Origin of the sequence: [Pseudomonas] carboxydohydrogena (assembly GCF_029030725.1) — a bacterium.
In the GTDB taxonomy this organism is placed as follows: Bacteria; Pseudomonadota; Alphaproteobacteria; order Rhizobiales; family Xanthobacteraceae; genus Afipia; species Afipia carboxydohydrogena.
The window spans coordinates 2,542,501-2,555,869 of sequence record NZ_CP113162.1; the positions used below are offsets into that span (position 1 = coordinate 2,542,501).

Below are 13,369 nucleotides of genomic sequence, written 5' to 3' on the forward strand. Positions count from 1 at the left end.
CCGAAATTTCGTTCCCGAAATGCAACCCGCGGATTTCAACTGCAAGGCCGGACGCCCTCAGTGCGATACAATCCGCGACCGCAACGCTTCCGCAAGCCCGCCGATATCGATGTCCCTGTCCCAGTCATGCAGCGGCACCGGCAGCTTGCGCCGCCAGTTGGGATGCTGATTTATCGTACCCGGCACGTTGGCCTGATCCATCACCCCGAGCAGATCCTCGGTCGCGACACCGAGAAGCCGCGACGGGGTTTGCGCGAGACAGGCCAGCACCGCGTCGAATCCGCCCGCCCCATCGAGCAGCCGATCGAGCTCCCGCACGGCATGTTCGCGCCCGGCAAGGCTTTCGCCCGGATCGATGTGCAGCGCCTGCTTGAGCGCGATGTCGTGGCCGGACCGCCAGCCCGCGAAGGTCGGCAGATCGTGCGTGCTGAACGTCACCAGCGCGTGCGCCGGATAATTTTCCGCTGCATTGAACGCGCCGCCTTCGCCGCGCTCGAAGATCATCACGCGATAGGACCAGACCGCCCAGTCGGCGAGCTTTTCGCGAAAGCCGTCCGGCACGGTGCCGAGGTCTTCACCGATCATGATGCAACGATGCGCGACGCTTTCGATCGCCACGCTCGCCAGCATCGCCTCGAACGGCATGCGGATGTAGGCGCCGCTGTCTGGCGGAAAGCCTGACGGCACCACGTAGATGCGGTTCAGCCCCAGCACATGATCGAGCCGCACCGCGCCCGCATAGCGCATCGAGGCCGCCAGCACGTCGCGAAACGGCATGAAGCTCCGCGCTTCCAGCCCCGCCGTGTTGAAGCCCGCCAATCCCCAATCCTGTCCGGCGGTGTTGAGTTGGTCCGGCGGCGCGCCGACCGAGAGCCGCCGCGAGATCGCGGCCTGCTCGTTCCACGCATCGAAGCCGCCGGATTTCACGCCGACAGCGATGTCGAGATAAAGCCCCACGGGAAGATTAAGGTCATCACCCAGCGCCGCGCAGGCCTGCAACTGCTCGTGCGCGCACCACTGGACGAATTCTGTAAAGGCGATGTCGTCCGCAACCTCGCCCCGGCGAAATTCCGCGAGCGCATTGTCATCCGGCTGACGCCACGGCTCTGGCCATTCCCACCACGCAGCCCGGTATGTCTTCCGCAACGCCTCGAAGCAGGCGAAGCGTGACAATGTCCTGCCGCGCTCGCGGCGAAACGCATCGAACGACGCTTTGCGCCTGAGCGTGGTGCGGGTCTTGAACTGCGTGAAAGCGAGCTTCAGGCCGCGCTGCTTCAGCGCCGCGACGCCTGCATAATCCACCAGCTCGGAATTCTGCAACCGCTCGATCTCCGCGCGGTTTTCATCAGCGAATCGCTCCGGCAATTCCGGCAGCGCCGCCACGTCGATATAGATCGAGTTCAGGAACAGCCGGCTGTTCGGCGAATACGGACTGCAATCTTCCGCTTCGTCATCGAACAGGGCATGCAACGGATTGAGGCCGACGCCCGCCGCGCCGAGACCCGCCGCCCACCGCATCACATCTTGCAGATCGGAAAAATCGCCAATCCCCCAATTCCCGCGCGAACGGACGCCGTAGAGCTGCACCGCCAGCAGCCAGCGACGATCGAACGCGCCTTCATAGGCGCGCTCCGGCGCGACGATGAGAGAGGCTTCCACGGCTTCGCCGCCGTGCCCCCGCAAACGATATGTGCCGAAGGCCAACCGCGCGTCATGCTGACGCGCATCGGCGGACGACAACATCACCCGGTCATCGGCATCGAGAATTTGCCATTCGCGCAAATGCGACAGCCGCGTGACGAGATCGTCCATCTCCACGCCATCCGCGCAACGGATGACGATCGGCGCGGCCAGCGCGGGCGCTTGTCCCAACGCGTCCAGAACGCGATGAAAAGTCTGTTCGTCGATTGTGTGGACTCGCCCGGTGCCGTCGATGTAGCTCGCCTCGATCCCGTATCGGGACACTTTTTCGGACAAATCCATTCTGTCTCACCGGGATAAAGGCAGGCTGACACATAGCTCGGGTTTACGCCTAACCCGCCGCACTTAAATCCGTTCCAGCGGAACCATTCGCGCACTGCGTCATTGGTAAGCGACACTCTCCCCAACCGTGACAAGGCATTACGGATGTCCGTGCTTCCGCCCTTGAAAAACGTGCAGCAACAACCGGGTATTTCCGCGGCAGCATCCCCCGGCAACGGCGTTTTCCATATCGAGGATGTTTTTCCCTGCGTCGATGACGGCCGCTTTCCGGTCAAGCGCATTGCCGGAGAACCAATCGAGGTGTGGGCCGATATTTTTCGTGGCGGACATGACATCGCGGCGGCAGCCGTATTGTGGCGGCTGGAAACCGAAAAAGAATGGAGCCGCGCGCCGATGCGGCTGCACGGCAACGACCGCTGGACCGGCACGTTCACACCGCAAAATGTCGGCCGTCATCTCTATGTCATCGAGGCATGGACCGACGCCTTCGCGACATGGCGGCATGGCGTGATGGCGAAGATGGATGCCGGTCAGGACGTATCGCTTGACGCGCTGGAGGGCGCGGCGATGATGACGCGCGCCGATCCGCACGACAAGGCAAGCGCGCTGACGATCACGGCGGCTTGCGAAGCCTTCCTGCAAGACGGCGACATCGCTTCTCTTTTAAGCGACGAGGTCGAAGAAGCAATGGCCACAAGCCAGCCGCGCACCGACCTCACGCAATCGAAAGCCTTCCCGTTGATGGCGGATCGTTCGCGGGCGGTGGACGGCGCGTGGTACGAGATGATTCCGCGCAGCCAGGGCAGCGTGCCGGGCGAGCACGGCACCTTCCGCGACTGCATCGCCCGCCTGCCCGATATCGAAGCGATGGGATTCGACGTGCTGTATTTCACGCCGATTCATCCCATCGGCCACACCAACCGCAAGGGCCGCAACAACGCGCTGAAGGCCGCGCCGGGTGATCCCGGTTCGCCCTACGCCATCGGTGACAAAAGCGGCGGCCACGATGCTATCCACCCCGAACTCGGCACGCTCGACGATTTTCGCGATCTCGTGCGCGAAGCGAAGGCGCGCGGACTTGAGATCGCGCTCGACTTCGCCGTGCAATGCTCGCCCGATCACCCGTGGCTGAAGCAGCACCCGAACTGGTTCAAGCGCCGTCCCGACGGCTCGATGCGCTATGCGGAAAATCCGCCGAAGAAATACGAGGACATCCACAACCCGGATTTCGAGTCCGACGACGCGCAGGCGCTGTGGCACGCGCTGCGCGACGTGATCCGGTTCTGGATCGATCATGGCGTCGCGATCTTCCGCATCGACAATCCGCACACCAAGCCGTTCCCGTTCTGGGAATGGCTCATCAGGGACATCCAGCTTCAGCATCCGAACGTCATTTTCCTCGCGGAAGCCTTCACGCGCCCGAAGCTGATGAAGGGCCTCGCCAAGCTCGGCTTCTCGCAGTCCTACACCTATTTCACCTGGCGCACGTCGAAATGGGAGATGCAGGAGTATTTGAGCGAACTGACCGGCTATCCCGAGCGCGAATATTACCGGCCGAACTTCTTCGTCAACACGCCTGACATCCTGCCGTTTCACTTGCAGGGCGGCGAGCCGTGGATGTTCAAGTCGCGCGTGGCGCTCGCAGCGATGCTGTCGGCGTCATACGGCATCTACAACGGCTTCGAGCTGCTGGAGTACGACCCCATTCCGGGCAAGGAAGAATATCTCAACTCGGAGAAGTACGAGATCAAGGTGCGGGACTGGAACGCGCCCGGCAACATCAAGGATTACATCACGAGCCTCAACCGTGCGCGCCGCGCCAACGCGGCGCTGCGCCAGACCGCACGGTTGAATTTCCTCACCATCGACGACGATGCCGTTCTCGGCTTCTCGAAATCGACATCCGACGAGAGCAATGTCGTGGTCGGGGCCATCGCGATGTCACGCGACCCACGCACTGTCTGGCTGCCGCTGGGAGGCGTCAATTTGCGCCACGACAACCAGCTTCGCCCCGTCGCGGCGCTGGAAAACATCATTACCGGCGAACGGCATGGCGTCGAATGGGGCGGCATTCACCTGCGCATCGATCCCGCGCGCGATCCCGCCGCCCTCTTCCGTTGTCTGGCGTGAGGCCGCGCCATGAACATCATGCCTTCCATCACCGAGATGCCGCAGACCGAAGCCGACGAGCTTTGGTACAAGGACGCCGTCATCTACCAGTTGCACGTCAAGGCGTTCGCCGACAGCAACAATGACGGCATCGGCGACTTTCCCGGCCTGACGGAGAAGCTCGACTATTTGCAGGAGCTGGGCGTCACCTGCCTGTGGCTCCTGCCGTTCTATCCCTCGCCCGGACGCGACGACGGCTACGACATCGCCGACTACGGCGCGATCAATCCCGATTTCGGCACGATGAAGGAATTCCGCCGCTTCATCACCGAAGCAAAGCGGCGCGGCCTGCGCGTCATCACCGAACTCGTCATCAACCACACCTCCGACCAGCATGTCTGGTTCAAGCGCGCGCGTCGCTCGCCGCCGGGATCGAGCGCCCGCAACTGGTATGTGTGGAGCGACACCGACCAGAAATATCTCGACACGCGGATCATCTTCACCGACACCGAGAAATCGAACTGGGCGTGGGACGCCGAAGCCGGTGCCTATTACTGGCACCGCTTCTTCTCACATCAGCCGGATTTGAATTTCGACAATCCGCGCGTGGTCAGCGCCGTCGTGCAGGTGATGAAACGCTGGCTCGATGCCGGTGTCGATGGCTTCCGGCTCGACGCCATTCCCTATCTGTGTGAGCGCGAAGGCACCAACAACGAGAATCTTCCCGAGACGCATGCCGTCATCAAACGCTTGCGCGCCGAACTCGACGCCTACGCGAAAGGAAAAGTCCTGCTCGCCGAAGCCAATCAATGGCCCGAGGACGTGCAGCAATATTTCGGCGATGGCGACGAATGTCACATGGCCTATCACTTCCCGCTGATGCCGCGCTTCTATATGGCGATCGCGCAGGAAGACCGCTTCCCCGTCACCGACATCCTGCGGCAGACGCCGGACATCCACGACAATTGCCAGTGGGCGCTGTTCCTGCGCAACCATGACGAGCTGACGCTCGAAATGGTGACCGACGTCGAGCGCGACTATCTGTGGTCCACCTACGCGAACGATCCGCGCGCGCGCATCAATGTCGGCATCCGACGCCGCCTCGCGCCGTTGATGGACAACGACCGCCGCAAGATCGAGCTGATGAACTCGCTTCTGATGTCGTTTCCCGGCACGCCGATCATCTATTACGGCGACGAGATCGGCATGGGCGACAACATCTATCTCGGCGACCGCAACGGCGTGCGCACGCCGATGCAGTGGACGCCGGACCGCAATGGCGGCTTCTCGCGCTCCGATCCGGCACGACTCTACGCGCCGCCGATCATGGACCCGGTCTACGGCTACGAATCCGTCAACGTGGAAGCGCAGTCGCGCAGCCTGTCGTCGCTGCTGAGCTGGACCAAGCGGCTGATCTCGGTGCGCAAGACCAGCAAGGCATTCGGTCGCGGCAGCATCACCTTCATCCGCCCGACCAACCGCGCCACCGTCGCCTACATCCGTCAGTATGAAGGCGAGACCATCCTGTGCGTCGCCAACCTGTCGCGCTCCGCGCAGGCGACCGAACTCAACCTCGCGCCGTGGAAGGATCGCGTGCCGCTGGAAATGCTCGGCCGCACCACTTTCCCCGCCATCGGCGAACTGCCTTATCTCATCACGCTCGCGCCTTACGGCTTCTACTGGTTCAAGCTGGAAGAGAAGCCGCCGGAGTCGACCCAGCACGAGCCGTTCCCCGAATTCGAGACGCTGGTGGTGCCCGCCGGTTCGACATGGGTGACGCTGGAGCGCACCCGACGCATTTTCGAGCGCGACGTGCTGCCCGCACATCTGGCGCGCACCCGCTGGTTTCCGCAGCGCTCCGCCTACGCGATCAGCACCAAGGTCACTTCCGCGATCCCGATCACGGAAGAAGGCGCATCGCGCTCATGGCTTGCGATCTTCGAATCCATGCAGCACGGCAAGATGCAGCGCTACACATTGCCGATCCGGGTCGACTGGGTGCGGTTCGACCGCGAACGCTACAACCCGATGGCGCTCGCCGCCGTCCGTCAGGCCGCGCGCGAAGGCACGCTATTTGATGTCGCGACCGACAAGCAGTTCATCGAATTGCTGCTGGATAATGTCCGGCACAGCCGGACCACCACCAACGGCGTCGATCAATTGATCTTCCAGCCGACCGCCAGGCTGCTTCAGGAGCCGGAAGTCGCGATCGAACACGTCCATGCGGTCGAGACCGAGCAATCCAACAGCACGAGCCTCGTCGATGAATCCTTCGTCGTGAAGCTGTACCGGCGGATCGAGGCGGGCATCAACCCCGAGATCGAGATGGGCCGCTTCCTCACCGATGTGGTGGGCTTCGCCAACACGCCGGACCTTCTGGGAAGCGTGGAGCTTGTCGAGGGCGAGCGGCGTTCGGCCGTCGCCATCATCCACCGCCTGATCCCCAATCAGGGCGATGCATGGTCGGTGGCGGCGAGCTATCTCGACCGCTTCGTCGAAGAACGCCGCCTGCTCAGCGCCGAGGAAAAGAAATCGGAAAGCTCCGAGCAAACCAATTCGCTACGCTACATGACGCAGATCGGCAGGCGCGTCGCGGAAATGCAGATGGCGCTGGCAAGCCGCTCCGACATCCCGGATTTCGCGCCCGAGCCCGCGACCGGGGACGATCTGAAGCTGTGGCGCGACAACTTCAACGTCAGCGTCGCGCGCGTTTTCGAGGGCCTTGCGCAGCACCGCCCCTCCGCCAAAGAGAGCGACCGCAAGCTGATCGACGCCCTGCTGCATTATCGCGACGACCTTCCCGCGCTCGCGGCCTCGTTCCTGACCGAACCGGGGCAGATCCTGAAGGCGCGGCATCACGGCGACCTGCATCTCGGGCAATTGCTGATCGCCAAGGACGACATCCTGATCATCGATTTCGAGGGCGAGCCGCGCCGGTCAATTGAAGAGCGTCGACGCAAGGCTCCCGCCGCGCGCGATGTCGCCGGATTGCTGCGCTCGATCGATTATGCCGCCGGTGCAGCGATGATGCGGGCCCGCGCCGCCGCGCCCGATGAGAGCGGCACGCTTCTCGCCGATCTCAGGACATGGCGCGACATCGCCGCGGACACGTTCCTGTTCGCCTATCGAGAGAACGTCACCGATGCCCGGCTGTGGCCGCGGCATGATCTGGCGGCGGACCACCTGCTGAAATTCTTCCTGCTGGAAAAAGTGTTCTACGAGATCGGGTACGAGCTCGCGCATCGTCCCGATTGGCTGAGCGTTCCACTCGACGGCGCGCTGCGCATTCTCGCCAGCGAAACAGAGGTAGCTGCATGACCCTTTCCGCCGAAGCCTACGCCATCCTCGAAGGCCGTCATTCAGACCCGTTCCGCTATCTCGGCCTGCATCCGGAGGACGGACATAATGTCGTGCGCGCGTTCCTGCCTCACGCCTCGCAGGTGGAAGCCATCGACGAGCAGGGCCACCGCGCCGAGTTGTCGCGCGTTCACGATGCCGGTCTGTTCGAGGGCGAGCTGCCGAAGGGCGTCGGCGCCTATCGCCTGCGCGCCAATTACGGCGACAACGTCGTTGAATTGCACGACCCCTACCGTTTTCCGCCGGTGCTGAGCGACTTCGATCTCTATCTGCTCGGCGAAGGCCGCCATCAGGAACTTTACGACAAGCTCGGCGCGCACCCGATCACGCTGGAAGGCGTGCGCGGCGTCGCTTTCGTGGTGTTCGCGCCGAACGCCAAGCGCGTCAGCGTGGTCGGCGACTTCAATTATTGGGACAACCGCCCTCACGCCATGCGCGTGCGCGGCAACGGCTACTGGGAAATCTTCATTCCCGGCATCGCTGTCGGCAACCGCTACAAGTTCGATGTCGCCGGGCCTCATGGCGAGCAATTGCCGCTGAAGGCCGATCCGCTCGCGTTTCAGGCGGAGCTTCGTCCCAACACCGCCTCCATCATTTTCGACGAGAGCAAGCTCGCGCCCCGGATCGCGCCGCCCGCGAAAGCCAACGCCCTCGCCTCGCCGATGTCGATCTACGAGGTTCACCTCGGCTCGTGGCGGCGCAAGCACGGCAACGAGTGGCTGACCTATCGCGAACTCGCCGAGACGCTACCGACATACGCGCGCGAGATGGGATTCACCCATATCGAACTGCTGCCAGTCAGCGAACATCCGTTCGACGGCTCATGGGGCTATCAGCCGACCGGCCTGTTCGCGCCGACGAGCCGCTTCGGATCGCCGGATGATTTCGCCGCGCTTGTCGATGCCTGCCACGCCGAGGGTCTGGCGCTGCTGCTGGACTGGGTGCCGGGACACTTCCCCGATGACCGCCACGGTCTCGGCTATTTCGACGGCACCGCGCTTTACGAGCACGCCAACCCGTTGCAGGGCCGCCATCTCGACTGGGGCACGCTGATCTACAATTACGGGCGCACGGAAGTCGTCAACTTCCTCGTCTCCAACGCGCTGTTCTGGCTGGAGCGCTACGGCATCGACGGCCTGCGCGTCGATGCCGTCGCCTCGATGCTTTATCTCGACTACAGCCGCCCGCCCGGCGGCTGGATTCCGAACAAGTATGGCGGGCGCGAGAACATCGAGGCCATCGAATTCCTGCGACGTTTCAACACCGAAGTGTTCGCGAAATTCCCGCACGCCACGACCGTCGCCGAGGAATCCACCGCATGGCCGCAGGTGTCGCGCCCGGTCGAGTTCGGCGGATTAGGATTTGGCTACAAATGGAACATGGGCTGGATGCACGACACGCTGAACTACATCAGCAAGGACCCGATCCATCGCAAATTCCATCACGACCAGATTCTGTTCGGGCTGCACTACGCTTTCTCGGAAAACTTCATCCTGCCGCTGTCGCACGACGAGGTTGTTCACGGCAAACGCTCGATTCTCGGCCGCATGCCCGGCGACGACTGGCAGCGCTTCGCCAATCTGCGCGCCTATTACGCCTTCATGTTCGCGCATCCCGGCAAGAAGCTGATGTTCATGGGCTGCGAATTCGGACAGGAGCGCGAGTGGAATCACGATCATTCGCTCGACTGGCACCTGCTCGATCAGGATCGGCATCGCGGCATTCAGGCACTGGTGCGCGATCTCAACCATCTCTATCGCGACCTGCCCGCGCTGCACGAACTCGATTGCGATCCGGCAGGCTTCGAGTGGCTGGTGACCAGCGACGCCGACCACAATGTGTTCGCCTGGATGCGCAAGGGCAACGCGCCGCGCCAGCGCTGCCTCGTGGTGGTGAACTTCTCGCCGAATGTCTATGAGGACTATCGCGTCCGCGTGCCGTTCCCCGGCAAATGGCGCGAGGTGTTCAACTCCGACTCCGCGCATTACGGCGGCGGCAACAAGGGCAATGTGGGAGGGTGCGAGACACTGGAGGGTCTGGTGCCGCATCTCTCCCTCACCATTCCGCCGCTTGCCGCCATCTATCTCGTGCCGGATACAGAATAATGCGCCTGACCGCCGGAATGCACACCCGTCTTGGTTCGACCTGGGACGGCCGTGGCACCAATTTCGCCCTGTTCTCCGCCAACGCCGAGAAGGTCGAGTTGTGCCTGTTCGACAGTCAGGGACGCCGCGAGATCGAGCGCGTCACGCTCCCCGAACGCACCGAGGATGTCTGGCACGGCTACCTCAACGACGTCTCGCCGGGCCAGCTTTACGGCTATCGCGTCCACGGGCCCTACGCGCCTGAGCAGGGCCACCGCTTCAATTGCAACAAACTCCTGATCGACCCTTATGCGAAACGTCTCGCCGGGCGTCTGGTCTGGAGTGATGCGCACTTCGCCTATCGCACCGGCAGCGCGCGCGAGGATCTGTCGTTCGACCGCCGCGACAATGCGCGCGGCATGCCGAAGGCGGTCGTCATCGACGAGGCTTTCAACTGGGGCCGCAGGGAAAGCCGTCCCAACGTGGCATGGGCCGATACCATCATCTACGAGGCGCACGTCAAGGGCCTGACCCAGACCCGTGAGGACGTGCCGCCGCATCTGCGCGGCACCTTCGGCGCGCTGTCGTGCCCCGCGATGGTCGATCACCTCAAGCGCCTCGGCGTCACCACCATCGAACTGTTGCCGATCCACGGCTTCGTCGACGACCGTCATCTGGTCGAGAAGAAACTCTCCAACTATTGGGGCTACAATTCCATCGCCTTCTTCGCGCCGGAGCAGCGCTACGCCAACAACGGCGCGCTGGATTCCTTCCGTACCGCCGTGGCGCGGCTGCACGACGCCGGGATCGAGGTGATGCTGGATGTGGTGTACAACCACACCGCCGAGGGCAATCACCTCGGGCCGACGCTGTCGTTCCGCGGCATCGACAATCTGTCCTATTACTGGCTGATGCCGGACAATCCGCGCTTCTATGACGACTTCACCGGCACCGGCAATTCACTGAACCTCACCCATCCGCGCGTGTTGCAGATGGTGATGGACTCGCTGCGCTACTGGGTCGAGGTCTGTCATGTCGACGGCTTCCGCTTCGATCTCGCAAGCACGCTCGCGCGCGGACCGAACGGATTCGATCGCGGCGGTGCGTTTCTCACCGCCGTGCGGCAAGACCCGGTGCTGGCCTCCGTGAAGCTCGTGGCCGAGCCGTGGGATGTCGGCCTCGGCGGCTATCAGGTCGGTGCGTTTCCCTCGCAATGGTCGGAATGGAACGACCGCTATCGTTCGACGCTGCGCCGCTACTGGGCGGGCGAAGGCAGCCTGCTCGGCGATCTCGGCCGCCGCATGACCGGCTCCTCGGATTTGTTCAATCATGACGGCCGCACGCCGCAGGCGAGCATCAATCACGTCACGGTGCATGACGGATTCACGCTGATGGACCTGTTCAGCTACAACGAGAAGCACAACGAGGCCAACGGCGAGGACAACCGCGACGGCTCCAGCGACAATCACAGCAACAATTGCGGCCATGAAGGGCCGACCGACGATCCGGCCATCGTCGCGCTGCGCCGCCAGTTGCGCAAGAACCAGCTCGCCTGCCTGTTGCTCGCGCAGGGCGTGCCGCTGCTGCTCGCGGGCGACGAAGCCGGCAACGGCCAGCAGGGCAACAACAACGCCTATTGTCAGGACAACGAGATCGGCTGGGTGAACTGGAACGGCGTCGGACAAGACGGCGACGATCTCACGGATTTCGTGGGTCAACTCACCGCGCTACGCGGACGCTTCTCGCAGTTGCGCGCGCGCCAGTGGGTCGATGGCCTGAAGGGAGATGGCAGCTACGGCGTGCTGTGGCTGACGCCGCAAGCCAACGAAATGGTGGAAGCCGACTGGAATTTTCCGGAGGGCCGATTCCTCTCCTACGTACTCGGCCCGAAGGAACATGGCGCGCCGCCGTTGTTTATCGTGCTGAACGCCGCACCCGAACCGATCGAGTTCACCTTGCCGAAATTGCCCGAATACACCAAATGGTCCTGCGTGCTCGACACCACCACGCCGGGAGCGAACGGCAGCGTTGCATCCGGCACCACGGCCAATGCGCCGCCGCGTTCCGTCCTCGCCTTCGCGGGGGCGGCATGAATGGCTCCTCCTTCGGCCCACGGCTGACTTCCGATGGCGTTGCGTTCCGGCTCTGGGCGCCCGCCGCGAAACGCGTCGATGTCCTGCTCGATGGCGTGGTGCATGAAATGCAGCGCGACGCGGACGGATGGTTCACGCGCGAGATAGCCGGGATCGGCGCGAGCGCGCGCTATCGCTTCCTGATCGACGGCGCCACGGAAGTGCCCGACCCCGCCTCTTCCTTCCAGCCCGACGATATTTCCGGTCAAAGTGAAGTCATTGATCACAAGAGCTACGTTTGGCGCGCGACGGATTGGCGCGGCCGCCCTTGGGAAGATGCAATCTTTTTTGAGACGCATGTCGGTACCTTCACGCCGGAGGGCACCTGTCGCGCGATGATCGGCAAGCTCGATCATCTGGTCGCGACCGGCATCACCGCGCTGGAATTGATGCCGGTCGCGGATTTTCCCGGCCGCTGGAACTGGGGCTATGACGGCGCGCTGTGGTACGCGCCGGATTCGAGTTACGGCCATCCCGACGACCTCAAGGCGCTGATCGACGAAGCGCATCTGCGCGGGCTGATGGTGTTTCTCGATGTCGTCTACAATCATTTCGGGCCGGAGGGGAATTATCTTAACCTCTATGCGCCGCCGTTTTTCTCGCCCGCGCAGACGCCATGGGGCAACGCCATCGACTATCGCGTGCCGGAAGTGCGCAAGTTCGCAGCCGACAACGCGCTGCACTGGCTGCGAACCTATCGCTTCGACGGGCTGCGTCTCGATGCCGTGCACGCCATCGAGACGGCGGAAGATTTGCTCTTGCGCGACATCAGCATCACGGCGGGCGCGCTCGCGCGCAGCAGCGGGCGACACATCCATCTCGTGCTGGAGAACGACGACAACCGCGCCAGCCTGCTCGATCCGCTCATTGATCCGCCAGCGGGAAAATATCGCGCGCAGTGGAACGACGACTATCATCACGCCTGGCATGTGCTGCTGACGGGCGAAAAATTCGGCTATTATCAGGATTATCAGCCGCCGCTGCCGCATCTCGTTCGCGCGCTCGAATCCGGCTTCGCCTATCAGGGCGAGCCATCGGCGCATCGCGACAACGCCCTGCGCGGCGAGCCGAGCGGGCATCTGCCGCCCGCCGCGTTCGTCAATTTCATCCAGAACCACGACCAGATCGGCAACCGCGCGCTCGGCGACCGGCTTGCGGCGCCCGCTGCGGCGATCGACGCAGCACTCGCGATCACCTTGCTCGCGCCGATGGTGCCGATGCTGTTCATGGGCGAGGAATGGGGCGCGGCGACGCCCTTTCCATTCTTCTGCGATTTTCAGGGCGACCTCGCGGAAGCCGTGCGCAAGGGCCGCCGCCGTGAATACGCCAAGGCCTATGAGGCTTACGGCGGCGACGTGCCCGACCCGATCGACCGGGCGACTTTCACCTCCGCAAAGCTCGACTGGCAGGAATTGCAAAGCGCCGATGGACAGCAACGATATGGCCTCGTGCGCAAGCTGCTGGCCCTGCGCCGCCAGCACATCGTCCCGCATCTGCGGAGCGCGGCATTCGGAGAAGCCTCCTATGAAGCGGATGGCACGCTGTTCGCATCGTGGACTCTCGACGGCCATCTCCTGACGCTGACCGCCAACCTGTCATCCGAACCGAGCGCGAAGGAAACGCCGCGCGGCGAACATATGATCTGGGGCGAGCCCGGCGTGTTCGCGCCATGGGGCGTGTGCTGGACGATGGAGCCTCTGTGAT

The 13,369-nt window shown here is 63.3% G+C and carries 6 protein-coding genes; 5 read left to right on the forward strand and 1 reads right to left on the reverse strand.

Features of this window, described 5'->3' with window-relative positions; genetic code table 11:
* Nucleotides 1-57: 57 nt before the first annotated feature.
* Entirely contained in the window at nucleotides 58-1,983 is a 1,926-nt protein-coding gene (gene malQ / locus AFIC_RS12315) for a 4-alpha-glucanotransferase (RefSeq protein WP_275246524.1), read from the reverse strand.
* A gap of 144 nt (nucleotides 1,984-2,127) precedes the next feature.
* Between malQ and AFIC_RS12320 the strand changes: the two genes are divergently transcribed.
* The 5 genes from AFIC_RS12320 to treZ are packed head-to-tail and all read left to right on the forward strand — an operon-like array spanning nucleotide 2,128 to nucleotide 13,368.
* Complete coding sequence (locus AFIC_RS12320) at nucleotides 2,128-4,113, forward strand: alpha-1,4-glucan--maltose-1-phosphate maltosyltransferase (protein WP_275246525.1); 1,986 nt, start codon at nucleotides 2,128-2,130, stop codon at nucleotides 4,111-4,113.
* Nucleotides 4,114-4,122: 9 nt separating this feature from the next.
* Complete coding sequence (treS, locus tag AFIC_RS12325) at nucleotides 4,123-7,410, forward strand: maltose alpha-D-glucosyltransferase (RefSeq protein ID WP_275246526.1); 3,288 nt, start codon at nucleotides 4,123-4,125, stop codon at nucleotides 7,408-7,410.
* The gene (gene glgB / locus AFIC_RS12330) at nucleotides 7,407-9,554 is read left to right on the forward strand and encodes a 1,4-alpha-glucan branching protein GlgB (protein ID WP_275246527.1); all 2,148 of its coding nucleotides are present in this window, start codon (nucleotides 7,407-7,409) and stop codon (nucleotides 9,552-9,554) included. Before treS ends, glgB begins: the two co-directional genes overlap by 4 nt.
* Nucleotides 9,554-11,626, forward strand: coding sequence for a glycogen debranching protein GlgX (glgX, locus tag AFIC_RS12335; RefSeq protein WP_275246528.1), 2,073 nt, complete (start codon nucleotides 9,554-9,556; stop codon nucleotides 11,624-11,626). The genes glgB and glgX overlap by 1 nt, the downstream gene beginning before the upstream one ends.
* A complete protein-coding gene (gene treZ / locus AFIC_RS12340) occupies nucleotides 11,623-13,368 on the forward strand; it encodes a malto-oligosyltrehalose trehalohydrolase (protein ID WP_275246529.1) in 1,746 nt (581 codons plus the stop codon). Before glgX ends, treZ begins: the two co-directional genes overlap by 4 nt.
* The last annotated feature ends 1 nt before the right edge of the window (nucleotide 13,369 follow it).